This is a genomic window from Streptomyces syringium (genome assembly GCF_017876625.1).
Classification (GTDB): Bacteria; Actinomycetota; Actinomycetes; order Streptomycetales; family Streptomycetaceae; genus Streptomyces; species Streptomyces syringius.
Genome location: NZ_JAGIOH010000001.1, coordinates 1937529 through 1963754, shown reverse-complemented (window position 1 = coordinate 1963754; position 26226 = coordinate 1937529). Strand labels below are relative to the sequence as shown.

Sequence of the window (26226 nt, the reverse complement as noted above, 5' to 3'; positions counted from 1 at the left end):
CCGCTGACGACACCGCGGGGCCGCGCCGATCCGGTGGCCGGCCTTCGCCCGACCCTCGCTTGTCAGTGGCCCCCCGTACTCTGGATCGAGGGGCGGTGACTCTCCCCGCAGCTCCTCGGAAGCTCCCCCGGAGCCGACTCTCAAGAAAGGTGCCGACCGGCGTGGCAGACCGTCTTATCGTCCGTGGCGCTCGCGAGCACAACCTCAAGAACGTCTCGCTCGACCTTCCGCGTGACTCCCTCATCGTCTTCACCGGACTTTCGGGGTCGGGCAAGTCGTCCCTCGCGTTCGACACGATCTTCGCCGAGGGGCAGCGTCGCTACGTCGAGTCGCTCTCCTCCTACGCACGCCAGTTCCTGGGCCAGATGGACAAGCCCGATGTGGACTTCATCGAGGGCCTGTCCCCGGCCGTCTCCATCGACCAGAAGTCGACCTCGCGCAACCCGCGCTCGACGGTCGGCACCATCACCGAGGTCTACGACTACCTCCGCCTGCTCTTCGCCCGCATCGGCAAGCCGCACTGCCCCGAGTGCGCGCGGCCCATCTCCCGGCAGTCGCCGCAGGCGATCGTCGACCGGGTGCTCGAGCTGCCCGAGGGCAGCCGCTTCCAGGTGCTCTCGCCGCTGGTGCGCGAGCGCAAGGGCGAGTTCGTCGATCTCTTCTCCGACCTGCAGACCAAGGGCTACAGCCGCGCCCGGGTCGACGGCGAGACGATCCAGCTCTCCGAGCCGCCCAAGCTCAAGAAGCAGGAGAAGCACACCATCGAGGTGGTCGTCGACCGCCTCACCGTCAAGGACAGCGCGAAGCGTCGTCTGACGGACTCGGTCGAGACCGCGCTCGGCCTCTCCGGCGGCATGGTCATCCTCGACTTCGTCGATCTCGCCGAGGACGACCCCGAGCGTGAGCGGATGTACTCCGAGCACCTCTACTGCCCGTACGACGACCTGTCCTTCGAGGAGCTGGAGCCGCGCTCCTTCTCCTTCAACTCGCCCTTCGGCGCCTGCCCGGACTGCACCGGCATCGGCACCCGCATGGAGGTCGACCCGGAGCTGATCGTCCCCGACGAGGACAAGTCCCTCGACGAGGGCGCGATCAACCCCTGGTCCCACGGCCACACCAAGGACTACTTCAGCCGCCTGGTCGGCGCCCTGGCCGACGAGCTCGGCTTCCGCATGGACATCCCCTGGGCGGGGCTCCCGCAGCGGGCCAAGAAGGCGCTGCTGCACGGCCACAAGACGCAGATCGAGGTCCGCTACCGCAACCGCTACGGGCGCGAGCGGGCGTACACCACGTCCTTCGAGGGCGCGGTGCCGTTCGTCAAGCGGCGGCACTCGGAGGCGGAGAGCGACTCCAGCCGCGAGCGCTTCGAGGGCTATATGCGCGAGGTGCCCTGCCCGACCTGTGAGGGCACCCGGCTCAAGCCGATCGTGCTCGCGGTCACCGTGCAGGAGCGGTCCATCGCCGAGGTCGCCGCGATGTCGATCAGCGAGTGCGCCGACTTCCTCCGGGACATGAAGCTCACCGGCCGCGAGAAGAAGATCGCCGAGCGGGTGCTCAAGGAGGTCAACGAGCGGCTGCGGTTCCTGGTCGACGTCGGCCTGGACTACCTCTCGCTGAACCGGGCCGCGGGCACCCTCTCCGGTGGCGAGGCCCAGCGCATCCGGCTCGCCACCCAGATCGGCTCCGGCCTCGTCGGCGTGCTCTATGTGCTGGACGAGCCGTCCATCGGCCTGCACCAGCGCGACAACCACCGTCTGATCGAGACGCTCGTGCGCCTGCGCGACATGGGCAACACCCTGATCGTCGTCGAGCACGACGAGGACACCATCAAGGTCGCGGACTGGGTCGTCGACATCGGCCCGGGCGCGGGCGAGCACGGCGGCAAGGTGGTGCACAGCGGCCCGCTGAAGGAGCTGCTGGCCAACAAGGAGTCGATGACCGGGCAGTACCTCGTCGGCAAGAAGTCCATCGCCATGCCGGAGACCCGGCGGCCGGTGGACCTCGACCGCCGGCTGACGGTGCGCGGCGCCCGCGAGAACAACCTCCAGGACATCGACGTCTCCTTCCCGCTCGGCGTGCTCACGGCCGTCACCGGTGTGTCCGGGTCGGGCAAGTCGACGCTGGTCAACGACATCCTCTACACCCACCTGGCCCGTGAGCTGAACGCGGCGCGGACCGTCCCCGGACGGCACACGCGCGTCGACGGCGACGACCTGGTGGACAAGGTCGTGCACGTCGACCAGTCGCCCATCGGCCGTACGCCGCGCTCCAACCCGGCCACGTACACCGGCGTCTTCGACCACGTCCGCAAGCTCTTCGCGGAGACGATGGAGGCGAAGGTCCGCGGCTATCTGCCCGGCCGCTTCTCCTTCAACGTCAAGGGCGGCCGCTGCGAGAACTGCTCCGGCGACGGCACCATCAAGATCGAGATGAACTTCCTGCCGGATGTGTACGTGCCGTGCGAGGTCTGCCACGGCGCGCGCTACAACCGGGAGACCCTGGAGGTGCACTACAAGGGCAAGTCCATCGCCGAGGTGCTGGACATGCCCATCGAGGAGGCGCTGGACTTCTTCGAGGCCGTGCCGACCATCGCCCGCCACCTGCGCACGCTCCACGAGGTCGGGCTCGGGTACGTCCGGCTCGGGCAGTCCGCGCCGACGCTCTCCGGCGGCGAGGCCCAGCGGGTGAAGCTCGCGAGCGAGCTGCAGAAGCGATCGACGGGCCGCACGGTCTATGTGCTCGACGAGCCCACCACCGGGCTGCACTTCGAGGACATCAGCAAGCTGATCAAGGTGCTGTCCGGGCTGGTCGACAAGGGCAACAGCGTGATCGTCATCGAGCACAACCTCGATGTGATCAAGACGGCGGACTGGGTCGTCGACATGGGCCCGGAGGGCGGCAGCGGCGGCGGACTCGTCGTCGCCGAGGGCACCCCGGAGGAGGTCGCCTCCGTCCCCGGCAGCCACACCGGAAAGTTCCTGCGTGAGCTGCTGGGCGACCGCGTGAGTGACGCGGCGGTGACCAAGGCGCGCGGCAACGGCGGCCGGAAGGCCCCGGCGAAGAAGAAGACCGCGGCGGCCGCGGCTTCGAAGACCGGGGTCGCGAAGGCGACGGTCACGACGGCGGCCGCGTCCGCCAAGAAGGCCGCGGCGAAGAAGACGACGGCCAAGGCGGCTGGGGCGAAGAAGGCCACGACCGCCAATAGGACGGCCACGCGGGCGCGCCGCGCCTGAGCGCGGCCGGCTCACGTTACGAGGCGGCAGGCGCCCTGCGGGCGCGTCCTCAAGCGCCGGACGGGCTGGATGTGGCTGAGCTCAGCCACATCCAGCCCGCAGGGCCCGTTCACATGATCCGCCGGACAGGCCCGAGTTCCGCCGCGTACGGCGGCTGCGCCCCCGCCCGGGAGCAGGTGATCGCCGCCGCGCGGGCGGCGAAGGCCAGGATGTCGAGCCAGTCCGCCCCGGTCAGCTCCGCCACGGCGGCGGGCGACAGTGCGCCGTGCGCCGCGAGGCGGTGCAGCAGCGCGGCGTTCACCGTGTCGCCGGCGCCGATCGTGTCCACCAGCCCGCCCCCGACCGCCGCCGCGGGCACGGAGTGCCGCTCCCCGCCCCGGGTGAGGACGGACAGTCCCGCCGCGCCGTCCGTGACGACCACCGCCGCCGGTCCCGCCGCCAGCCACTCCCGTGCCGGACCGCCCAGCCACCCGGCGTCCTCGACGGACAGCTTGAGCAGGGACACCTGGGGCAGCCAGGAGCGGAAGCGGGCCCGGTAGGCGTCGGCGTCGGGGATCAGACCGGGCCGGATGTTCGGGTCCAGCAGGGTGAACACCCCCCGCCCCGCCTCGCGCCGCAGCAGCGCCTCGTACGCGCTCGCCCCCGGCTCCAGCACCAGCGAGCAGGTTCCCAGGCACAGGGCCGAGGTCCCGTCCGGCAGCGGCCCCGGCAGCTCGAACAGACGGTCCGCCGTGCCGTCGGCGTAGAAGTGGTAGCCCGCCGACCCGTCCGCGCCGACGGCCGCCACCGCGAGCGTCGTCGGCTCGGGGCCCCGCCGTACCGACGTGACGTCCACCCCCGCCGCCCGCAGGCCGTCCAGCAGGGCCTCGCCGAAGCCGTCCGTCGACACGCGGGAACAGAAGGCCGTCGGGGTGCCCAAGCGGCCGAGTGCGACCGCCGTGTTGTACGGGCCGCCGCCGCGCCGCGGCAGCAGTGCCGGCAGGTCGCCGTCACCCCCGGCACCGCCGGGCACCAGGTCGATCAGGGCTTCTCCGGCTACGACGATCACAAGAGGCGTCCTTTCCGATGCCGACGCGGCAGGACGGCACGAGGCCGATACGGGCACCCCAGCCTGCCACGTCGCAAGCGGACGAAAGGGTGCCGGTATCGTCGGGGCGTCCTCTTCGCAGCTCAGCCGTTGGAGCCTCCATGACCAGCCAGCCAGCCTCCCGCCGTACCGTGCTGCGAGGAGCGGCGCTGGCCGGTGCCGCCGGGCTCGGCGCCGCGGCCTGCGGGGGCGGCGAGTCGGCGCCCAAGGGCCCCCCGACACCCACCGCCCCGGTGGACCTCGGCGCGCCCTCGGCGGTCCCGGTCGGCGGCTCGCGGCTCTACCGTGAGCAGCGGCTGGTCGTCACCCAGGCCGCCAAGGGTGAGTTCAAGGCGTTCAGCGCGGTGTGCACGCACGCGGGCTGCGTGGCCGACAAGATCGAGGACGGCAAGATCCACTGCCCGTGCCACGGCAGCCTCTTCGACGCCGCCACCGGCAAGGTCCTCCAGGGCCCGGCGGGCGCCCCGCTGCCGGCCGTCCCCGTCAAGGCCGCCGACGGCAAGCTGATCGCGGGCCCCGACGCCTGACGGGCAGAGCCGTGCCCGCACCACCGCTGCGCGGCGGTGTCCTCAAACGCCGGACGGGCTGCAATGCCTCACGCCCAGTCCCAGGCGATCCCCAGGATCCCCGGGCGCACCCCCTGTTCCACCAGGTGCACCCCGCGGTGCCGCCCCGCCAGCGTCAGTTCCTGCTGCCCGGTGCGGGGCGCGCCGGCCGAGGCCTGGGTGAAGCGGCGGCAGCGGACCGGCAGGGCGGCGGCGTCGAAGCGGACCTGGAGCACGTACTGTCCGCCCGCGAAGCTGAACCCGCGGACGTACTCACCGCTCGTACCGGCGGTGCCGTCGTCGAAGCCGTAGCCGAAGACGTAGGTGTCCCCGGCCCGCAGGCGTACGTCGAAGAGCAGCTCGGCGGCGAGGACGCCCGACGCGGCGTGCCACCGCACCCGTCCGACCCGGCAGTTGTCGAACGCCCGCACGGTCACCCGTTCGGGGTCGCAGCCGGTGTCGCCGCGGTGGAAGGCCAGATAGCGGTCCACCCCGTCGCGGTGCGCCCGTACGACGTGGTGGGAGTCGCGGCTCCGCAGCTCACGCCGGTCGCCGATGAGGACCCGTTCCAGATGGCAGACGGTGTGCAGCCCGCCGTCGGCCGGTGACTCCAGCTCCGCGAGCAGCCGCTCCACCGCGCGCGGGCCCTCCACCAGGGAGCGCAGCGACCGCGCCGCCGGCCGTCCGGACTCTTCGGCGGCCGAGGGGGCCAGCAGCCGGGTCAGGGACTCGGCGGGCAGCTCCAGGACCTCCTCCAGCATCCGCACCGCCCGCAGCGACTCCGGCCGTCTCGGCCGCCGGGCGCCCTGCTGCCAGTAGCTGAGGCTCGTCAGCCCGACCTTCACCCCGCGCTGCGCGAGCCGGTGCTGCACCCGGTGCAGCGCCAGGCCCCGTACCGTCAGCGCCGTCCGCAGGGCAAGATGGAACGGGCCCGAGTGCAACGCCCGCGCGAGTTCCGCCTCGGCCGCCTCGGCCTGTATGCCGCTCCGCTCCATCCGCCGCTCCTTAGTGAATATTCACGAGCGGTGGAGAGATCTCGGGTCGCCGGGACCGCCGTGATCCTCCTGCGTGGGCACGGGCCGTTCACTTCCGGTTCGAGCTGTTCACACCGCTGTCTCACTTCGCATTGAAGCTGGTTGACCGCTCACCGACAACACCTTGATGCTCCCCTCAGCGTCCGGACGCGCTCCTCCACCACAACCCCCCGCCACGGGAGGAACGCCATGACCCGTGCCTCGGCACAACCGAAACCGACCCGCACACGCGGCAGACGACTGACCGCGCTCGCCCCTCTCTCCGCAGCCACCCTCATCGCCTCCGCGCTGCTCGCCGTCCCCACCACGGCGAGCGCGGCGACCGGCGACGCGACCGGCCTGCGGGCGAGCAAGAAGCTCGACATCACCATGCAGGCCCAGCAGAAGAGCAATTGGTGCTGGGCCGCCTCCGGGAACACCATCGCCACCTGGTTCGGCCGCACCTACAGCCAGAACCAGTTCTGCAACGCGGCCTTCAACCGGCAGCAGGGCACCGAGTGCCCCAACAACCAGGCCACCCTGGGCCATGTGCAGACCGCGCTGCGCTGGGCGGGCATCAGCCCCGGTTCGTACGTCACCGGATGGCTGCGCTACCCGACCGTGCAGACCGAGATCAACGCCAACCGGCCCATCGAGACCCGCATCCAGTGGTCCTCCGGCGGCGGGCACATGCACGTCCTGTACGGCTTCGACGACGCCAAGAGCTGGGTCTACTGGGGAGACCCGTGGGGTTCCAACAGCCGTTACAACTGGGCCTCGCACGACTGGTACGTCAACAACAACGAGTTCTCCTGGACCCACTCGCTCTACCGGATCGGGGCGTGAGGTCATGATGAACACCTCGAAGAGCACCGTGCGGAACACCGCGGCCCGTGCGGCGGCCGCGGGTGCCCTCACCGCGGCCCTCCTCGGCCTTGCCCCGCTCGCCCACGCGGCCCAGGCCCCGGCGGCCCCCACACCGCCGCCGGCCCCCGCGGTCGCCGCCGCCCACGACGCGGCGTCGGCCCCGGCGACCCTCGACACCCTCTCCCGCTTCTTCGCCCGGGACGGCGCCGTCGCCCCGGCGAAGGCGAAGCCGAGGATCGAGGGGAGCACCGTGCCCGTCTACACGCTCGCCCGGGAGTTCGTGGCCGGTAAGGCGGGTGCCCCGGTCGCCTCGCTCGACTTCCTCGCCAGCAAGGCCGTCTCGGCCGACGGGCGGAAGGCCTCGGTGTGGACCGCGCGGACCGGGGACGCCTGGAAGGTCGTCAACATCGCCACCGGCGACGACGAGACGCGCTACGCGGCCGAGGGCAGCGCGCGGCTCGGCGGCGGGACCGTCTTCCGTGAGCCCCAGATCGACGCCTGGTACGTCCAGCGCGGCGATCGCGTGCTGCCGCTCGACCCGGACGCCACCCGGGCGATCGGCGCCAAGGGGACCACCCTCGACCGCTACCGGGACCGCGTCCGGGCGGCGTACGGCGACAAGCTGCCCGGCTCCGCCTACGCCAAGAAGGGGCAGGCGGGCGGCTACGGCGAGCAGGACGCCCCCGCCGGTGCCCGGGAGGAGACCCGGGCATCGGCGGAGGACGGCGGCAGCGGTCCCCTCGGTGCGGCCTCGGCGGCGACGGCCGCGGGGGCGCTCGTCGCCCTCGGCGCCGTCGCCGTGGCGGGCCGCAGACTGCGCCGCCGCTGACGGACCGCCGACGCGGAATCGTTTCACCCCGGGCCCCGGCACATCTCCCGCCGCCGGGGCCCGGCCAGGGCCCGCTCCCCGGATCCCCGGGAAGCGGGCCCGTGGTGCGCGCCGGGGGCGGCTGGGCGACCGCGTTGTCACTGCCCGCAAGTAGGGTGTGTGACATGGCCGACCCCAGCAGCTACCGACCCAAGCCGGGACAGATCCCCGACTCGCCGGGGGTCTACAAATTCCGTGACGAGCACGGCCGGGTGATCTACGTCGGGAAGGCGAAGAGCCTGCGCCAGCGGCTCTCCTCGTACTTCCAGGACCTCGCCGGGCTGCACCCGCGCACCCGCACCATGGTCACCACGGCCGCCTCCGTCGAATGGACCGTGGTCTCCACCGAGGTCGAGGCACTCCAGCTCGAATACTCCTGGATCAAGGAGTTCGACCCGCGGTTCAACGTCAAGTACCGCGACGACAAGAGCTATCCCTCGCTCGCCGTCACGATGGGCGAGGAGTTCCCGCGCGTCCAGGTCATGCGCGGACCGAAGAAGAAGGGCGTGCGCTACTTCGGCCCCTACGCCCACGCCTGGGCGATCCGCGAGACCGTCGATCTGATGCTGCGGGTCTTCCCCGTACGGACGTGCTCGTCCGGGGTGTTCAAGCGCTCCGCCCAGATCGGCCGCCCCTGCCTCCTCGGCTACATCGGCAAGTGTTCCGCACCCTGCGTCGGCCGCGTCACCCCCGAGGAGCACCGCGAACTCGCGGACGACTTCTGTGACTTCATGGCCGGCCGTACCGGCACCTACCTCCGCCGCCTCGAACAGCGGATGCACGAGGCCGCGGAGGAGATGGAGTACGAGAAGGCCGCCCGCCTCCGCGACGACCTCGAAGCACTCCGCCGCGCCATGGAGAAGAACGCGGTGGTCCTCGCCGACGCCACCGACGCCGACCTCATCGCCGTCGCCGAGGACGAGCTGGAGGCCGCCGTGCAGATCTTCCACGTGCGCGGCGGGCGGGTGCGCGGCCAGCGCGGCTGGGTGACCGACAAGGTCGAGGCCGTCGACACGGCCGGCCTGGTCGAGCACGCCCTCCAGCAGCTGTACGGGGAGGAGAAGGGCGACTCGGTCCCCAAGGAGGTCCTCGTCCCCGCCCTCCCCGACCCGGCCCTGCCCGTCACCCAGTGGCTCACCGAGCGCCGCGGCGCCCGCGTCGATCTGCGCATCCCCCAGCGCGGCGACAAGAAGGACCTGATGGCCACGGTCCAGCGCAACGCCGGACAGGCCCTCGCCCTGCACAAGACCAAGCGCGCCTCCGACCTCACCACCCGCTCGCGCGCCCTGGAAGAGATCGCCGAAGCCCTCGGGCTCGACACCGCGCCGCTGCGCGTGGAGTGCTTCGACATCTCCCACCTCCAGGGCCAGGACGTGGTGGCCTCCATGGTCGTCTTCGAGGACGGCCTCGCCCGCAAGAGCGAGTACCGCCGCTTCCAGATCAAGTCCTTCGCCGGCCAGGACGACGTGCGGTCCATGCACGAGGTCATCGGCCGCCGCTTCCGCCGCTATCTCGCGGAGAAGCAGAAGACGGGGGAGTGGGAGGAGCGGCCCGAGGGCGCCGCCGAAGGGGCCCCGGAAGACGCCATCGAGGGGTTCACCGGAGGTGCCGTCCCCGCCGAGGGCCGGGAGGACGACGGCCGTCCCAAGCGGTTCGCCTACCCGCCGCAGCTCGTCGTCGTCGACGGCGGCCGGCCGCAGGTCGCGGCCGCCAAGCGGGCGCTGGACGAGCTCGGTATAGAAGACGTCGCCGTGTGCGGCCTCGCCAAGCGCCTCGAAGAGGTCTGGCTGCCCGACGAGGAGGACCCCGTCGTCCTGCCGCGCACCAGCGAGGGCCTCTACCTCCTCCAGCGCGTCCGCGACGAGGCACACCGGTTCGCCATCTCCTACCAGCGCAGCAAGCGTGCCAGGACGCTGAAGGCCGGGCCCCTCGACGCCGTCGCCGGCCTCGGCGACACCCGCAAGCGGGCCCTGATCAAGCACTTCGGCTCGGTCAAGCGGCTGCGCGCCGCGACGATCGAGCAGATCTGCGAGACCCCCGGCATCGGGCGGAAGACGGCCGAGACGATCGTGGCCGCCCTTGCCGCCTCGGCCCCCGCCCCGGCGGTCAACACCGCCACGGGCGAGATCATGGACGGGGCCGAGGAATGATGGGCACGGTCCCCCGACGCCCCGGCTCCGGACGCGCCGGAGCACGACGCTCGGAGTTTGGGCCTTGGGCACCTCAAGGCCGCAGTATGGAAGACGGAGCCGCGCCCGCGGCGCCGTCAGCGGAACGGGGGAAGACAGCATGAACGGCACCGACGGAGACGGAGCACAGGTGAGTACGGGCACGACGGCGGATGCGGCCGGCGAGACAACGGGAATCCCCGAGCTGGTGATCATCTCCGGCATGTCGGGGGCGGGCCGCAGCACCGCCGCGAAGTGTCTGGAGGACCTCGGCTGGTTCGTCGTGGACAACCTGCCGCCCGCCCTGATCCCCACCATGGTGGACCTCGGCGCCCGCTCCCAGGGCAACGTGGCCCGCATCGCCGTGGTCGTGGACGTCCGCGGCCGGCGCTTCTTCGACAATCTGCGCGAGTCCCTCGCGGACCTGGCCGCCAAGAAGGTCAAGCGCCGGGTCATCTTCCTGGAGGCGTCCGACGACGCCCTGGTGCGCCGCTTCGAGTCCGTGCGCCGGCCGCACCCGCTGCAGGGCTCCGGCCGCATCGTCGACGGCATCGCCGCCGAGCGCGACCTGCTGCGCGAGCTGCGCGGCGACGCCGACCTCGTCATCGACACCTCCAGCCTCAACGTCCACGAGCTGCGCGCCAAGATGGACGCCCAGTTCGCCGGCGAGGAGGAGCCGGAGCTGCGGGCCACCGTCATGTCCTTCGGCTTCAAGTACGGCCTCCCGGTCGACGCCGACCTCGTGGTGGACTGCCGCTTCCTGCCCAACCCGCACTGGGTCCCGGAGCTGCGCCCCTTCACCGGCCTGAACGAGGAGGTCTCGGGCTACGTCTTCAACCAGCCCGGCGCCAAGGAGTTCCTCGACCGCTACACCGAGCTGCTCCAGCTCATCGCCGCGGGCTACCGCCGTGAGGGCAAGCGCTATGTGACGATCGCGGTCGGCTGCACCGGCGGCAAGCACCGGTCCGTCGCCATGTCGGAGAAGCTCGCCCACCGCCTCGTCTCGGAAGGCGTCGAGACCGTCGTCGTCCACCGGGACATGGGGCGCGAGTGACCGGCCGTACCTCCCGGCTGCGCCGCGTACGCCGACTCGTCCCCGGCCGGGCCCGCGGCCGTGAGGGCCGGGCGTACACCGGTGCCCAGCCCAAGGTCGTCGCCCTCGGCGGCGGCCACGGGCTGTCCGCCTCGCTCGCCGCGCTGCGCCGTATCACCGGCGACCTGACGGCCGTCGTCACCGTCGCCGACGACGGCGGCTCCAGCGGCCGGCTCCGCGATGAGCTGGGCGTCCTGCCCCCCGGTGACCTGCGCAAGGCCCTCGCCGCGCTCTGCGGGGACGACGACTGGGGCCAGACCTGGGCCCGGGTGATCCAGCACCGCTTCGCCAGCGAGGGCGACCTGCACGGCCACGCCGTCGGCAATCTGCTGATCGTCGCCCTCTGGGAGCAGCTCGGCGACCACGTCAGCGCCCTGGACCTGGTCGGCAAGCTGCTCGGCGCGCACGGCCGGGTGCTGCCCATGTCCGCCGTCCCGCTGGAGCTCCAGGCGCTCGTCCGGGGCCACGACCCGGCCGAGCCCGACACCATCAGCACCGTCCGCGGCCAGGCCACCGTGGCGCTCACCCCGGGCGACGTGCAGTCCGTGCACGTCGTCCCGGAGGACCCGCCCGCGGTGCCCGAGGCCGTCGAGGCGGTGCTCGACGCCGACTGGGTGGTGCTCGGCCCCGGCTCCTGGTTCTCCTCCGTCATCCCGCATCTGCTGGTCCCCGAGCTGCTCCAGGCACTGCAGGAGACCAAGGCCCGCCGGGTCCTGTCGTTGAACCTCGCACCGCAACCCGGCGAAACAGATGGCTTCTCCCCGCAGCGTCATTTGGAGGTTTTGGCCCGACACGCCCCTAAACTCGCCCTGGACGTGGTGCTGGCCGACGAGGCCGCCGTGCCCGACCGGGAAAGCCTCACCGACGCCGCCAAGCGGCTCGGGGCAACGGTCGAGCTGGCGCCGGTCGCCTCCCCCGACGGCTGCCCGACGCATGACCCGGAGCTGTTGGCCGCCGCGTACGACCGTATTTTTCGGATGCATGGAAGGATCGGCCCATGGCGATGACGGCAGCGGTGAAGGACGAAATCTCCCGGCTTCCCGTCACCCGCACCTGCTGCCGGAAAGCGGAGGTCTCGGCGATCCTGCGGTTCGCGGGCGGTCTGCACCTGGTCAGCGGGCGCATCGTGATCGAGGCGGAGCTGGACACCGGGATCGCGGCCCGGCGGCTGCGCAAGGACATCCTGGAGATCTTCGGGCACGCTTCCGACCTGGTGGTGATGGCCCCCGGCGGGCTGCGCCGCGGCAGCCGGTACGTGGTGCGGGTGGTGGCGGGCGGTGACCAGCTGGCGCGGCAGACCGGCCTGGTCGACGGCCGCGGCCGGCCGATCCGCGGGCTGCCCCCACAGGTCGTCTCCGGCGCCACCTGCGACGCCGAGGCCGCCTGGCGGGGCGCGTTCCTCGCTCACGGCTCGCTCACCGAGCCCGGCCGCTCCTCGTCCCTGGAGGTGACCTGCCCGGGCCCCGAGGCGGCGCTCGCGCTGGTCGGCGCGGCCCGTCGGCTGCAGATCGCGGCCAAGGCGCGCGAGGTGCGGGGCGTCGACCGGGTCGTCGTCCGGGACGGTGACGCCATCGGCGCGCTGTTGACCCGGCTCGGCGCGCACGAGTCGGTGCTGGCCTGGGAGGAGCGGCGGATGCGCCGCGAGGTGCGGGCCACCGCTAACCGCCTGGCCAATTTCGACGACGCCAATCTGCGCCGCTCGGCGCGTGCCGCCGTCGCCGCGGGCGCCCGGGTCCAGCGGGCCCTGGAGATCCTCGGCGAGGAGGTGCCCGAGCACCTCGCCGCCGCGGGCCGGCTGCGCATGGAGCACAAGCAGGCGTCCCTGGAGGAGCTGGGCGCCCTCGCGGACCCGCCGCTGACCAAGGACGCCGTCGCCGGCCGGATCCGACGGCTGCTCGCCATGGCCGACAAGCGCGCCCAGGACCTGGGGATCCCCGGCACCGAATCGAATCTGTCGGACCTCTCCGACCTCTCCGAGGAGATGGCCGAGGGCATGGTCGGCTGACCACTCAGACTTCACAGCTGACCACTCAGACTTCGCAAAAGGACCGCCCCGGCACCCATGAGGGTGTCGGGGCGGTCCTTTGTGCGGGCAAGGACGCGCGGCCCCGGGGAGGGCGACGCAAAAGGCGTCATTGACATGATCATGAAGGGTTATGAGTCTGGCGGCCACGTACCGAAGTGACGGACAACAGCAAGGGGGGCTCATGCGACGCAGGGCGGGATCGGTCCTCATGGTGGCTTCGCTGTTCCTCGGCGGGCTCGCCGCGACGCCCATGGCACACGCGCGACCATCCACTCCAGCGGCCCCGCGGGCGGACGACGGCCCACTTTCCGTATGGACCGCACGGGTCACCGCCGACCGGGTCCCGCTGCTGCTCGCGGCGGGCATCGACGGCCATGAACTGGGCGAGCGCATCACCGGCGGCAAGGCCGTGCCCGTGGAGCTCCACCTCACCGGCGCACAGGCCCGCGAACTGCGCGGCCAAGGCGTGGACCTCACCGAGAGACGCGTCCCCGAGGCCGTCCGCGAGCGCACCGAGGCCGCCGGCGACGGCGTCTTCCGCCCGTACAGCGGGAAGAACGGACTGCAGCAGGAGATCAGGGACACCGGCCGGGCCCACCCGGACCTGACCAAGGTCGTCAGCATCGGCAAGACCGTGCGCGGCCAGGACATCCTCGCCATGAAGGTGTCGAGGAACGCGGCGAAGAGCCCCGACGGCGCCAAGCCGGCGGTGCTCTACATGTCCAACCAGCACGCCCGTGAGTGGATCACGCCGGAGATGACCCGGCGCCTGATGCACCACTACCTCGACCGCTACGGCAAGGACGAGCGGATCACCCGGATCGTGGACTCCACCGAGGTGTGGTTCGTGCTGTCCGCCAACCCGGACGGCTACGACCACACCTTCGCCGGCCCCGCCACCCGGCTGTGGCGCAAGAACCTCCGCGACAACAACGGCGACGGGAAGATCACCGCCGGCGACGGCGTGGACCTCAACCGCAACTTCTCCTACAAGTGGGGCTACGACAACGAGGGCTCGTCACCGCGCCCGGCGTCCGAGACCTACCGCGGCCCCGCGCCCGCCTCCGAGCCGGAGACGCAAGCCATCGACGCCTTCGAGAAGCGCCACCGCTTCCGCTACGCCGTCAACTACCACTCGGCCGCCGAGCTGATCCTCTACGGCGTCGGCTGGCAGGTCGCCACCCCCACCCCCGACGACGTCCTCTACCGGGCTCTCGCCGGTACCCCCGGCAACCCCGCCATCCCCGGCTACCGGCCGCAGCTCTCCTCCGAGCTCTACACCACCAACGGCGAGGCCGACGGCCACGCGGGCAACGTCAACGGCACCATGATGTTCACCCCCGAGATGTCGACCTGCCAGACCGCCTCCAAGGTGGACCCGGGTGACCGCTGGAACCCCGCCGACTGCCGGTCCGGCTTCACCTTCCCCGACGACGAGAAGCTGATCCAGCAGGAGTTCGCCAAGAACATCCCCTTCGCCCTGTCCGTCGCCGAGACCGCCGGCCGCGGTGACCGCCCCGCCTCCGCCGTCGGCCTGGACGCCCCCGACTTCACCCCGCACGCCTTCACCACCTCCTACGCGCGCGGCGGCGACCAGAGCGTCGCCGTCACCGCCCGCCGGAGCGTCCGCGACAAGCACCTGAACTACCGTGTGAACGGCGGACGTACGCACACCGAGGAGCTCGAGGCCTGGGACGGCGGCGACCGCTACGGCGGCGAGGACAACATCCGCTTCGACCAGTACCGCGCCACCGTCGAGGGCGTCCGCCCCGGCTCCACCGTCAGCGTCTGGTTCACCGGCCGCACCCGCGAGGGCGAGCGGACCGCGAGCGAGCCCTTCACGTACACCGTGGCCCGGACGCCCCGCGCCGACACCCTGGTCGTCGCGGACGAGGGCGGCAAGGAGGCGGCACGCGACGCCGCCCTGTACGCCAAGGCCCTGACCGACAACGGCCGCGGGGCCGTCGTCTGGGACGTCGCCGAGAAGGGCGCGCCCCCTGCCCTGGGCGTGCTCGGGCACTTCGACACGGTGCTCTGGTACAGCGGCACCTCCCGCCCCGACGGCGCCACCCTGCTGGCCGTACGCGACTTCGTCAACGAGGGCGGCAAGCTGATCACCGCCGGGGTGCGGGCGGGCGGCAGCTCGCGGGTCGGCGAGGCCGACACCGACGACTTCGCCCAGTACTACCTCGGCGCGGGTGCCCGCACCCTGTTCGACCGGCCCACGCGCTTCACCGGTGCCGGTGAGCTCACCGGCACCACCGCCGCCCTCGGCACCGCCGGGGGCCCGTTGGCAGGGGCCGGTGCCTACCGGCCGATCTCCGAGGAACTGCCGCCCGACGCCTTCCCGCAGTTCCGCAGCGCGGCGGCCGGTGAGTACCGCTCTTCGGTGACGGAGAGTGACGGTCGTGGAGTGCGGGCCGGCGGCGCCGCCGCCGTCACGACCCGGGACACCGTCGTTCTGGGCTTCGGTCTTGAACACGTGTCCGACCCGCGCGAGCGAGCCGGACTGGTCGGTGCCGCTTTGCGTGCCATCGGCGGCTGACCTGCAGTTGAGCGTGGTTGAGCACGCCTGAGCGCGCCCGAAAGCACCCGCCGCCAATGTCACGTACGACCCCTGTTAGAGGTAGGGTCGGGGGTGGTCGGGGACATCCCATACAGCTCGCCGGCGTCCAGACCGGCAAACCAACGAGGAGATCGGTTCGTGACGATCCGCGTAGGCATCAACGGCTTTGGCCGTATCGGTCGTAACTACTTCCGCGCACTGCTGGAGCAGGGTGCGGACATCCAGATCGTCGGTGTCAACGACCTGACCGACAACGCCACCCTTGTCCACCTGCTGAAGTACGACACCATCCTGGGTCGTCTGAAGCAGGAGGTCAGCCACACCGACGACTCGATCACCGTCGGTTCCATGACCTTCAAGACGATGGCCGAGCGCGACCCCGCCAACCTGCCCTGGGGCGAGCTCGGCGCCGACATCGTCATCGAGTCCACCGGCATCTTCACCAAGAAGGCCGACGCCGCGAAGCACCTCGCGGCCGGCGCCAAGAAGGTCCTGATCTCCGCGCCCGCCAAGGACGAGGACATCACGATCGTCATGGGCGTCAACCAGGACAAGTACGACGCGGCCAACCACCACGTCATCTCCAACGCCTCGTGCACCACCAACTGTGTGGCGCCGATGGCCAAGGTCCTCGACGAGAGCTTCGGCATCGTCAAGGGCATGATGACCACGGTCCACGCGTACACCAACGACCAGCGGATCCTGGACTTCCCGCACTCCGACCTGCGCCGCGCCCGCGCCGCCGCGGAGAACATCATTCCGACCTCGACCGGTGCCGCCAAGGCCACCGCCTTGGTCCTCCCGCAGCTCAAGGGCAAGCTGGACGGCATCGCCATGCGCGTCCCGGTCCCGACCGGCTCGGTCACCGACCTGGTCCTCGAGCTCGACCGCGAGACCAGCAAGGAAGAGATCAACGCCGCCTTCCAGAAGGCCGCCGAGGGCCAGCTCAAGGGCATCCTCGAGTACACCGAGGACGCGATCGTCTCCTCCGACATCGTGAACTGGCCGGCCTCCTGCACCTTCGACTCCTCCCTGACCATGGTCCAGGGCAACCAGGTCAAGGTCGTCGGCTGGTACGACAACGAGTGGGGCTACTCCAACCGCCTGGTCGACCTGACCGTCTTCGTCGGCGAGCAGCTCTGATCGCTCCCTGACAGCACTGTCAAGGGCACCGAGATGAAGTAGGGGACGGGGCTCGTGCGACGCTATGGCGCGTCGCACGGGCCCCGTCCTATGACTGTCCCCCAGCTATCGCTGGGAGGGGCCCCGATCACGGAAGTCACCGGAGTCACTGCATGAAGACGATCGACGAACTCCTCCAGGACGGCATCGAGGGCAAGCGGGTCTTCGTCCGCGCCGACCTCAACGTGCCCCTCGAGGGCACCACCATCACCGACGACGGCCGCATCCGTGCGGTCGCCCCGACGATCGCCAAGCTCGCCGCGGCGGGCGCCAAGGTGATCGTCGCCTCCCACCTGGGCCGTCCCAAGGGCGCCCCGGACCCCCAGTACTCCCTCGCCCCGGCCGCGACGCGGCTCGGCGAGATCCTGGGCAAGAGCGTCTCGTTCGCCACCGACACGGTGGGCGACAGCGCGAAGGCCACCGTCGCCGCACTGGCGAACGGCGAGGTCACGCTGCTGGAGAACCTCCGCTTCAACGCGGGCGAGACGAGCAAGGACGACGCCGAGCGCGGCGCCTTCGCCGACGAGCTGGCGGCCCTGGCCGACCTGTACGTGGGCGACGGCTTCGGTGCGGTGCACCGCAAGCACGCCTCGGTCTTCGACCTCCCGGCGCGCCTTCCGCACGCCGCCGGCGATCTGATCGCCACCGAGGTCGGCGTCCTGAAGAAGCTCACCGACGAGGTGCGGCGTCCCTACGTCGTGGTGCTGGGCGGTGCCAAGGTCTCCGACAAGCTGGGTGTCATCGACAACCTGCTGGAGAAGGCCGACCGCATCCTCATCGGCGGCGGCATGTCCTACACCTTCCTCAAGGCCAAGGGCCACGAGGTGGGCATCTCGCTGCTGCAGGAGGACCAGATCCCGGTCTGCCTGGAGTACCTGGCGCGGGCCGAGAAGCGCGGCGTGGAGTTCGTCCTCCCCGTCGACGTCCTCGTCTCCGCCGACTTCCCGGACCTGAAGACCAAGGCCCCGGCCAACCCCGAGCTCGTCGCCGCGGAGGCCATCCCGGCCGACAAGGAGGGCCTGGACATCGGCCCGAAGACCCGCGAGCTCTACGCCGCGAAGCTCGCCGACGCGGGCACGGTCTTCTGGAACGGCCCCATGGGTGTCTTCGAACACCCCGACTACGCCAACGGCACCAAGGCCGTGGCGCAGGGTCTCCTCGACAGCCCCGCGTTCACCGTCGTCGGCGGTGGCGACTCGGCCGCGGCCGTGCGCACCCTGGGCTTCGACGAGAACGCTTTCGGCCACATTTCGACCGGTGGCGGCGCGAGCCTCGAATACCTCGAGGGCAAGACGCTCCCCGGCCTCGCAGCACTGGAGGACTGAACCAACGTGAGTGACCGTACCCCGCTGATGGCGGGCAACTGGAAGATGAACCTCAACCACCTCGAGGCCATCGCGCACGTCCAGAAGCTCGCCTTCGCCCTCGCCGACAAGGACTACGACGCGGTCGAGGTCGCCGTCCTGCCGCCGTTCACCGACCTGCGCTCCGTGCAGACCCTGGTCGACGGCGACAAGCTGAAGATCAAGTACGGCGCCCAGGACATCTCGGCGTACGACTCCGGCGCGTACACCGGCGAGATCTCCGGCGCGATGCTCTCCAAGCTCAAGTGCGCCTACGTGGCCATCGGGCACTCCGAGCGCCGCCAGTACCACGCCGAGACCGACGAGGTCTGCAACGCCAAGGTCAAGGCCGCCTACCGGCACGGGCTCACCCCGATCCTGTGCGTCGGCGAGGGCCTGGACGTCCGCAAGGCCGGCAACCAGGTCCAGCACACGCTGGCCCAGGTCGACGGCGCCCTGAAGGACATCCCGGCCGAGCAGGCCGAGTCGATCGTCATCGCCTACGAGCCGGTGTGGGCCATCGGCACCGGCGAGGTCGCGACCCCCGAGGACGCCCAGGAGGTCTGCGGGGCGATCCGCGGCCGCCTCGCCGAGCTGTACAGCCAGGAGCTGGCCGACAAGGTCCGCATCCAGTACGGCGGCTCGGTCAAGTCCGGGAACGTCGCGGCGATCATGGCCAAGCCCGACGTCGACGGCGCGCTGATCGGTGGCGCGGCGCTGGACCCGGACGAGTTCGTCAAGATCGTCCGGTTCCGGGACCAGTAAGGGAACGGGACCAGGGGCGGCCGCCGAGGCCGCCGCTATGACGACGGGTGCTCCGCGGCGTACCCTGTCGGGGCCGGGACCGGCGTTTTCACGCCGCCCGGCCCCGCACGTTCTACCGTCCGAGAGATTCTTCAGTCCGAGAGAGTTGGTCAAGCCGTGGTCATGGGGTTCTCGATCGCCCTCATCGTCTTCAGCCTGCTGATGATGATGCTGGTGCTCATGCACAAGGGGAAGGGCGGCGGCCTGTCCGATATGTTCGGTGGCGGTATGCAGTCCTCCGTCGGCGGCTCCTCGGTCGCCGAGCGCAACCTCGACCGCATCACCGTGGTCGTCGGTCTGCTGTGGTTCGCGTGCATCGTGGCGCTCGGCCTGCTGATGAAGCTCGATAGCTGACGCACCGTCGTCGGCTCGGCCTATCATGGGGCTCGCGTCCTTGCGGCCGGGCTGTAACTCCTGGCACTGGACGCGCGTTGGGCCTTACGTAGACTGGGGCGCCCGCCGCGGAGCTTCATCTCGTCGCTTCGCAGCACCATCACGCAGGGAGTTACGACCGTGGCAAGTGGCAACGCGATCCGAGGAAGTCGGGTCGGAGCGGGGCCGATGGGGGAGGCCGAGCGGGGCGAGTCCGCGCCGCGCCTCCGCATCTCCTTCTGGTGCTCGAACGGGCACGAGACGCAGCCGAGCTTCGCCAGCGACGCGCAGGTGCCGGACACGTGGGACTGCCCGCGGTGTGGCTTCCCTGCCGGTCAGGACCGGGACAACCCGCCGGACCCGCCGCGTACCGAGCCGTACAAGACACACCTCGCGTACGTCCGTGAGCGGCGCAGCGACGCCGACGGCGAGGCGATCCTGGCGGAGGCGCTCGCCAAGCTCCGCGGCGAGATCTGAACAGCGGCACCGAACACGTCAAGCGGCCCGGCCGCGCACTCCCGCAAGGGTGCGCGGCCGGGCCGTCGTCGTCCGCCCGCTCCGCCGAGGACCGCGCCGGGAGTGGGCGGACACCTCATACCGAAGCCTGATCAATTAGGTTGGAGGATGGCGGGGCGGCTACGAGAAGAAGTGGGCTGATGTCCGAGATGAACACAGAAGGCCGGAGCAGGCTCGACCAGACGCCTGAGTGGAACGCGTTGGCCAAGCACCGGGAAGAATTGGGGGAGGTGCACCTGCGGAAGCTGTTCGCCGACGACTCCTCGCGAGCGGAGCGCTATGCGCTCTCCGTCGGTGATCTGTACGTCGACTACTCCAAGCACCTGGTCACCGACGAGACCCTGCGCCTGCTGCGCGAGCTGGCGGCCGCGACCGGGGTGGCCGAGCTGCGGGACGCCATGTTCCGGGGCGAGAAGATCAACACCACCGAGGGCCGCGCGGTGCTGCACACCGCCCTGCGCGCCCCGGAGTCCGCCGTCGTGGAGACCGACGGCGTCAACGTCATCCCCGCCGTGCACGCCGTATTGATGAAGATGCAGGTCTTCGCCGACCGGGTGCGCTCGGGGGGCTGGAAGGGCCACACCGGAAAGCCCATCAAGAACGTCGTCAACATCGGCATCGGCGGTTCCGACCTCGGCCCCGCGATGGCCTACGAGGCGCTGCGCGCCTACACGGCACGGGACATGACGTTCCGTTTCGTCTCGAACGTCGACGGCGCGGACCTGCACGAGGCCGTGCGGGACCTGGACCCGGCCGAGACGCTGTTCGTCATCGCCTCGAAGACGTTCACCACCATCGAGACCATCACCAACGCCACCTCCGCCCGCAACTGGCTGCTGACCGGCCTGGGCGCCGGCGAGGAGGCCGTCGCCAAGCACTTCGTGGCGCTGTCGACGAACGAGGAGAAGGTCGCCGAGTTCGGGATCGACCCGACCAACATGTTCGAGTTCTGGGACTGGGTCGGCGGTCGCTATTCGTACGACTCGGCCATCGGCCTCTCCCTGATGCTCGCCATCGGCCCGGACCACTTCCGCGAGATGCTGGCCGGCTTCCACCTGGTCGACGAGCACTTCCGCTGCGCGCCGCCGGAGGAGAACGTCCCGCTGCTGCTCGGACTGCTGGGCATCTGGTACGGCAACTTCCACGACGCCCAGTCCCACGCGGTACTGCCCTACAGCCACTACCTGTCGAAGTTCGCCGCGTATCTGCAGCAGCTGGACATGGAGTCCAACGGCAAGTCGGTGGACCGCGACGGCAACCCCGTCAACTGGCAGACCGGCGCGGTCGTCTGGGGCACCCCGGGCACCAACGGCCAGCACGCCTACTATCAGTTGATCCACCAGGGCACGAAGCTGATCCCCGCGGACCTGATCGGCTTCGCCAAGCCCGTGGACGACCTGCTGCCGGGCCTGGTCGGCCAGCACGACCTACTGATGGCGAACCTCTTCGCCCAGGGCCAGGCGCTCGCCTTCGGCAAGACCCCGGAAGAGGTCGCGGCGGAGGGCGTCCCGCAGGACCTGATCCCGCACAAGACGTTCAAGGGCAACCACCCGACCACGACGATCCTCGCGAACGAGCTGACGCCGTCGGTGCTGGGGCAGTTGGTCGCGCTGTACGAACACAAGGTGTTCGTCCAGGGCGCGGTGTGGAACATCGACTCCTTCGACCAGTGGGGCGTCGAACTCGGCAAGGTCCTCGCGAAGCGGGTTGAGCCCGCTCTGGTTGAAGGAGCGGAGGTGCCGGGGCTGGACGCGTCCACGGCGGCGCTGGTCGCGCGCTACCGCTCGCTGCGCGGGCGCTAGACCGGATCCTCGGCCCGCGGGGCGCCTGTGCCGCCTGCGGCGGCGGGCGCCCCGCGGGCGCGTCCTCGATCGCCGGACGGGCTACTGTGCTCTGTCCTCAATCGCCGGACGGGCTTATAAGCCCGTCCGGCGATCGAGGACACCGCGCGCAGCGCGGTCAGGGGGCCGGGGCGGAGCCCCGGTCACAGCAGCCCGTCAGGACGTCGCCGGAGGATACAGCTCCCGCGGAAGGCGAGCCGCGGCGGCAGCGTCCAGCAGCCACAGCGTGCGGCTGCGGCCGTACGCCCCCGCGGCGGGGGCCTGGATCTCACCCGCACCGCTCAGCGCGAGCGCCACCGCGTTCGCCTTGTCCTCGCCCGCCGCGAGCAGCCACACCTCGCGGGCCGCGCGAATCGCCGGCAGGGTCAGCGAGACCCGGTTCGGCGGCGGCTTGGGCGCGCCCCGGACGCCGACCACCGGGCGCTCGGTCTCCCGCACGGCCGGCAGTTCGGGGAAGAGCGAGGCCACGTGCGTGTCCGGGCCGACGCCCAGCAGCAGGACGTCGAAGGCGGGCACCGGGCCGTGGTCCTCGGGCCGGGCCGCCGCGGCGAGCTCCGCCGCGTAGGCCTCGGCGGCCGCGTCCACGTCGTTGCCGTACGGGCCGCCCGCCGGCGGCATCGCGTGCACCCGGGCGGGGTCCAGCGGCACCGAGTCCAGCAGCGCCTCGCGCGCCTGGGTCACATTGCGCTCGGGGTCGCCGTCCGGGAGGAACCGCTCGTCGCCCCACCACAGGTCCAGCCGCGCCCAGTCCACCGCGTCCCGCGCGGGCGCGGTGGCGAGGGCCGCGAGCAGCCCGTTGCCGTTGCGCCCGCCCGTGAGGACGACGGAGGCCGAGCCGCGGGCGGCCTGGGCGTCCACGATCTTCGTGATCAGCCGGGCCGCCGCGGCCTGCGCCATCAGCTCCTTGTCCCGGTGGACGACGATCTGAGGAGCACTCACTTGCCCGCCGCCTTCTTGCCGGACGCCTTCTTTGCGGGGGCGGGGGCGCCGTCGGAAGCGGCACCGTCGGAAGCGGCCGGAGCATCAGCGGCATCCGGAGCATCAGCGGCATCCGGGGCCGCCTTGGCCGCCTTCGGCGCCGCGGCGGCCGACTGCGTGCCCGACTGCGCGGCCGGCTCGGAAAGCCGCTCGACGCCGTACTTGATCGCCGCCTCGTAGGTGGTGTCCGGGTCGAGCCTGCGCAGCTCCTCCGCGAGGAGCTCCGCGGTGTCGCGCCGGTTGAGCGCGACGGCACGGTCCGGCTGGCCGGGCATGCAGAGGGTGGCCAGGGTGCCGTTGGGACGGTCCAGGACGATCGGGCCGTTCCCGGTCTCCAGCCGCACGGCGGTCAGGCCCGGGCCCTCCGAGACGGTCCGCTTCACCGGGATGCCGAGACGGTCCGCGAGCCACATGGCCAGCAGCTCGCCGCTGGGGTTGTAGCCCTCGCCCTCGACCTCGGCGGAGAGGACGTCGACCTGCTGCTGGTCCAGGGCGGCCGCGAGCATCGAGCGCCACGGCGTGATCCGGGTCCAGGCCAGGTCGGTGTCGCCGGGCGTGTAGTGCGCGGCGCGGGCCGAGACCTCCGCGAGGGGGTCCTCGGCGGCGTAGGTGTCGGTCACCCGGCGCTGGGCGAGCGCGCCCAGCGGGTCCTTCTCCGGGTTGACCGGGGCGCCCACCGGCCACCAGACGACCACGGGGGCGTCGGGCAGCAGCAGCGGCAGCACGACCGACTGGGCGTGGTCGATGACGTCGCCGTACAGCCTCAGGACCACCGTCTCGCCGGTGCCCGCGCTGGTGCCGACCCGGACCTCGGCGTCGAGGCGGGCCTTGGCACGGTCGCGCATCGAGCGGCTGACCCGCTTGATGACGACGAGCTTGCGCGAGGGGTGCTCGCGGGACGCCTCGTTGGCGGCCTTGAGCGCGTCGTAGGCGTGCTCCTCGTCGGTGACGATGACCAGGGTGAGCACCATGCCGATGGCGGGGGTGCCGATGGCGCGGCGGCCCTGGACCAGCGCGTTGTTGATCTTGCTGGACGTGGTGTCCGTGAGGTCCATCTTCATGGCCGCCGCCAGCTCCGTCCGTCTCGTGCGAGCATCTCGTCGGCCTCGTCCGGGCCCCAGGTGCCGGCCTGGTAGGACGCGGGCTTGCCGTGCTTGTCCCAGTAGCGCTCGATCGGGTCGAGGATCTCCCAGGACAGTTCGACCTCCCGCAGCCGCGGGAAGAGGTTGGCGTCGCCCAGCAGCACATCGAGGATGAGCCGCTCGTACGCCTCCGGGCTGGACTCGGTGAAGGACTCGCCGTAGGCGAAGTCCATCGAGACGTCCCGGACCTCCATCGAGGTGCCCGGCACCTTGGAGCCGAACCGCAGGGTGACGCCCTCGTCCGGCTGCACCCGGATCACCAGGGCGTTCTGCCCCAGCTCCTCGGTGGCGGTGTGGTCGAAGGGCGAGTGCGGGGCGCGCTGGAAGACGACCGCGATCTCGGTGACGCGGCGGCCGAGCCGCTTGCCCGTGCGGAGATAGAAGGGGACGCCCGCCCAGCGGCGGTTGTCGATCTCCAGCTTGATCGCGGCGTAGGTGTCGGTCTTCGACTGCGGGTCGATGCCGTCCTCTTCGAGGTAGCCGACGACCTCCTCGCCACCCTGCCAGCCGTGCGCGTACTGGCCCCGCACTGTGTTCTTGCCGAGGTCCTTGGGCAGCCGCACGGCGCCGAGCACCTTGGTCTTCTCCGCGACCAGCGCGTCCGCCTCGAAGGAGGCGGGCTCCTCCATCGCGGTCAGCGCGAGCAGCTGGAGCAGGTGGTTCTGGATGACGTCGCGGGCGGCGCCGATGCCGTCGTAGTAGCCGGCCCGGCCACCGATGCCGATGTCCTCGGCCATGGTGATCTGCACGTGGTCGACGTAGGACCGGTTCCAGATCGGCTCGAAGAGGGTGTTGGCGAAGCGCAGCGCCAGGATGTTCTGGACCGTCTCCTTGCCGAGGTAGTGGTCGATGCGGAAGACCGCCTCGGCCGGGAAGACCTCGTGGACGATCCGGTTGAGCTCCTGGGCGCTGGCCAGGTCGTGCCCGAAGGGCTTCTCGATGACGGCGCGCCGCCAGGAGCCCTCCTTCTGGTCGGCCAGGCCGTGCTTCTTCAGCTGCTGGACGACCGTGGGGAAGAACTTCGGCGGGACGGACAGGTAGAAGGCGAAGTTGCCGCCCGTGCCCTGCGCCTTGTCGAGCTCCTGGATGGTGTCCTTGAGGGTCTCGAACGCCTCGTCGTCGTCGAAGTCGCCCTGGACGAACCGGCAGCCCTGCACCAGCTGCTGCCAGACCTCCTCACGGAACGGCGTGCGCGCGTGCTCCTTGACCGCGTCGTGCACGATCTGGGCGAAGTCCTCGGTCTCCCAGTCGCGACGCGCGAAGCCGATGAGGGAGAAGCCCGGCGGCAGCAGACCGCGGTTGGCCAGGTCATAGACGGCAGGCATCAGCTTTTTACGGGACAAATCGCCCGTGACGCCAAAGATGACCAGGCCCGACGGCCCCGCGATACGCGGGAGCCGTCGGTCCTGAGCGTCACGCAGCGGATTGCTGCTTGTGCTCAATTCACGCCTCCGGAGCGAGGCGCTTGAGCTCCGCCTCAGTGGACTTCAGCAGGTCGTTCCACGACGCCTCGAACTTCTCGACGCCCTCGTCCTCCAGGAGCTGCACGACGTCGTCGTACGAGATCCCGACCTTCGCCAGCGCGTCGAGCTCGGCCTTGGCCTGCTCGTACGTGCCGCGCACGGTGTCACCGGTGATCTGCCCGTGGTCGGCGGTGGCCTCCAGGGTGGCCTCCGGCATGGTGTTGACCGTGTTCGGGGCGACCAGGTCGTCCACGTACAGCGTGTCCTTGTAGGCCGGGTCCTTGACGCCGGTCGAGGCCCACAGGGCGCGCTGCTTGTTGGCGCCGGACTTCTCCAGGGCGGCCCAGCGGTCGGAGGAGAAGACCTCCTCGTACGCCTGGTAGGCCAGGCGGGCGTTGGCGAGCGCCGCCTTGCCGCGCAGCTCCTTGGCCTCCGCCGTGCCCAGCGCGTCGAGGCGCTTGTCGATCTCGGTGTCCACGCGGGACACGAAGAAGGACGCGACCGAGTGGATGAGCGACAGGTCCAGGCCCGCGGCCTTGGCCTTCTCCAGACCGGTCAGGTAGGCGTCCATCACCGCGCGGTAGCGCTCGAGGGAGAAGATCAGCGTCACATTGACGCTGATGCCCTTGCCGATCACCTCGGCGATGGCCGGCAGGCCCGCCCGGGTCGCCGGGATCTTGATGAGGGTGTTCGGGCGGTCCACCAGCCAGGCCAGCTGCTTGGCCTCGGCGACGGTGGCGTGGGTGTTGTGTGCCAGGCGCGGGTCGACCTCGATGGAGACCCGGCCGTCCTGGCCGTCCGTCGCGTCGAAGACCGGGCGCAGGATGTCGGCGGCGTCGCGGACGTCCGCCGTGGTGATCATGCGGATGGCCTCTTCCACGGTCACCCCGCGCACGGCGAGGTCGGCGAGCTGCTGCTCGTAGCCGTCACCGCTGGAGATGGCCTTCTGGAAGATCGACGGGTTGGTCGTGACGCCCACGACGTGGCTCTGGTCGATGAGCTCGGCCAGGTTGCCCGACGTGATGCGCTTGCGGGACAGGTCGTCCAGCCAGATCGCGACGCCTTCGTCGGAGAGGCGCTTGAGTGCGTCTGTCATGGGGATTGCATCTCCTACTGATT

Annotated in this window: 20 protein-coding genes and 1 pseudogene; 15 read left to right on the top strand and 6 right to left on the bottom strand. The window is 71.1% G+C overall.

Annotated features, from left to right (window positions below; translation table 11 throughout):
• Positions 1 to 161 precede the first annotated feature (161 nt).
• Positions 162 to 3233 carry an excinuclease ABC subunit UvrA gene (uvrA, locus tag JO379_RS08655; protein WP_209514499.1) on the top strand — a complete coding sequence of 1024 codons (3072 nt, stop codon included), beginning with the start codon at positions 162 to 164 and terminating at the stop codon, positions 3231 to 3233.
• A gap of 109 nt (positions 3234 to 3342) precedes the next feature.
• Here the strand turns inward: uvrA and JO379_RS08650 are convergent, their stop codons facing one another.
• A complete protein-coding gene (locus JO379_RS08650; RefSeq protein ID WP_130877222.1) occupies positions 3343 to 4281 on the bottom strand; it encodes a carbohydrate kinase family protein in 939 nt (312 codons plus the stop codon).
• Between the two features lie 140 nt (positions 4282 to 4421).
• Between JO379_RS08650 and JO379_RS08645 the strand changes: the two genes are divergently transcribed.
• Complete coding sequence (locus JO379_RS08645) at positions 4422 to 4847, top strand: Rieske (2Fe-2S) protein (protein WP_130877221.1); 426 nt, start codon at positions 4422 to 4424, stop codon at positions 4845 to 4847.
• A 68-nt stretch (positions 4848 to 4915) separates the two neighbouring features.
• On the opposite strand, the gene JO379_RS08640 is transcribed toward JO379_RS08645, so the two are convergent.
• On the bottom strand, positions 4916 to 5860 hold the full coding sequence (locus tag JO379_RS08640; RefSeq protein WP_130877220.1) for a hypothetical protein: 945 nt from the start codon (positions 5858 to 5860) through the stop codon (positions 4916 to 4918).
• Positions 5861 to 6088: 228 nt separating this feature from the next.
• Between JO379_RS08640 and JO379_RS08635 the strand changes: the two genes are divergently transcribed.
• From JO379_RS08635 to pgi, 13 genes and pseudogenes are all read left to right on the top strand, one after another.
• Positions 6089 to 6724, top strand: coding sequence for a papain-like cysteine protease family protein (locus tag JO379_RS08635; RefSeq protein WP_130877219.1), 636 nt, complete (start codon positions 6089 to 6091; stop codon positions 6722 to 6724).
• Positions 6725 to 6731: 7 nt separating this feature from the next.
• Positions 6732 to 7574 (top strand): hypothetical protein, encoded by an 843-nt coding sequence (locus tag JO379_RS08630; RefSeq protein ID WP_130877815.1) that lies wholly within the window; start codon positions 6732 to 6734, stop codon positions 7572 to 7574.
• Positions 7575 to 7738: 164 nt separating this feature from the next.
• The gene (uvrC, locus tag JO379_RS08625; RefSeq protein WP_209514497.1) at positions 7739 to 9763 is read left to right on the top strand and encodes an excinuclease ABC subunit UvrC; all 2025 of its coding nucleotides are present in this window, start codon (positions 7739 to 7741) and stop codon (positions 9761 to 9763) included.
• Positions 9764 to 9902: 139 nt separating this feature from the next.
• On the top strand, positions 9903 to 10835 hold the full coding sequence (gene rapZ, locus JO379_RS08620; protein ID WP_165451511.1) for an RNase adapter RapZ: 933 nt from the start codon (positions 9903 to 9905) through the stop codon (positions 10833 to 10835).
• Complete coding sequence (locus JO379_RS08615; protein ID WP_130877217.1) at positions 10832 to 11881, top strand: gluconeogenesis factor YvcK family protein; 1050 nt, start codon at positions 10832 to 10834, stop codon at positions 11879 to 11881. The genes rapZ and JO379_RS08615 overlap by 4 nt, the downstream gene beginning before the upstream one ends.
• Positions 11872 to 12879, top strand: coding sequence for a DNA-binding protein WhiA (gene whiA / locus JO379_RS08610; RefSeq protein ID WP_071964484.1), 1008 nt, complete (start codon positions 11872 to 11874; stop codon positions 12877 to 12879). The genes JO379_RS08615 and whiA overlap by 10 nt, the downstream gene beginning before the upstream one ends.
• A 202-nt stretch (positions 12880 to 13081) precedes the next feature.
• A pseudogene (locus tag JO379_RS08605) lies at positions 13082 to 15352 on the top strand (M14 family metallopeptidase); the annotation flags it as partial.
• A gap of 252 nt (positions 15353 to 15604) precedes the next feature.
• Positions 15605 to 16609, top strand: coding sequence for a type I glyceraldehyde-3-phosphate dehydrogenase (gene gap / locus JO379_RS08600; RefSeq protein WP_130877215.1), 1005 nt, complete (start codon positions 15605 to 15607; stop codon positions 16607 to 16609).
• 152 nt (positions 16610 to 16761) lie between these two features.
• Positions 16762 to 17973 carry a phosphoglycerate kinase gene (locus JO379_RS08595; RefSeq protein WP_130877214.1) on the top strand — a complete coding sequence of 404 codons (1212 nt, stop codon included), beginning with the start codon at positions 16762 to 16764 and terminating at the stop codon, positions 17971 to 17973.
• A gap of 6 nt (positions 17974 to 17979) precedes the next feature.
• Entirely contained in the window at positions 17980 to 18756 is a 777-nt protein-coding gene (gene tpiA / locus JO379_RS08590) for a triose-phosphate isomerase (RefSeq protein ID WP_130877213.1), read from the top strand.
• Positions 18757 to 18918: 162 nt separating this feature from the next.
• Positions 18919 to 19149, top strand: coding sequence for a preprotein translocase subunit SecG (gene secG / locus JO379_RS08585; protein ID WP_184730779.1), 231 nt, complete (start codon positions 18919 to 18921; stop codon positions 19147 to 19149).
• A 159-nt stretch (positions 19150 to 19308) separates the two neighbouring features.
• Positions 19309 to 19644 (top strand): RNA polymerase-binding protein RbpA, encoded by a 336-nt coding sequence (locus tag JO379_RS08580; protein ID WP_003957010.1) that lies wholly within the window; start codon positions 19309 to 19311, stop codon positions 19642 to 19644.
• Between the two features lie 188 nt (positions 19645 to 19832).
• Positions 19833 to 21485 carry a glucose-6-phosphate isomerase gene (gene pgi, locus JO379_RS08575; protein WP_209518592.1) on the top strand — a complete coding sequence of 551 codons (1653 nt, stop codon included), beginning with the start codon at positions 19833 to 19835 and terminating at the stop codon, positions 21483 to 21485.
• A gap of 195 nt (positions 21486 to 21680) precedes the next feature.
• Here pgi and pgl read toward each other — a convergent pair whose 3' ends face one another.
• The 4 genes from pgl to tal are packed head-to-tail and all read right to left on the bottom strand — an operon-like array spanning position 21681 to position 26203.
• Entirely contained in the window at positions 21681 to 22463 is a 783-nt protein-coding gene (gene pgl, locus JO379_RS08570; protein ID WP_130877212.1) for a 6-phosphogluconolactonase, read from the bottom strand.
• Positions 22460 to 23563 carry a glucose-6-phosphate dehydrogenase assembly protein OpcA gene (opcA, locus tag JO379_RS08565; RefSeq protein ID WP_130877211.1) on the bottom strand — a complete coding sequence of 368 codons (1104 nt, stop codon included), beginning with the start codon at positions 23561 to 23563 and terminating at the stop codon, positions 22460 to 22462. The genes pgl and opcA overlap by 4 nt, the downstream gene beginning before the upstream one ends.
• Complete coding sequence (gene zwf / locus JO379_RS08560) at positions 23560 to 25086, bottom strand: glucose-6-phosphate dehydrogenase (protein ID WP_130877210.1); 1527 nt, start codon at positions 25084 to 25086, stop codon at positions 23560 to 23562. Before zwf ends, opcA begins: the two co-directional genes overlap by 4 nt.
• A gap of 1 nt (position 25087) precedes the next feature.
• On the bottom strand, positions 25088 to 26203 hold the full coding sequence (gene tal, locus JO379_RS08555; RefSeq protein WP_130877209.1) for a transaldolase: 1116 nt from the start codon (positions 26201 to 26203) through the stop codon (positions 25088 to 25090).
• Positions 26204 to 26226 lie beyond the last annotated feature (23 nt).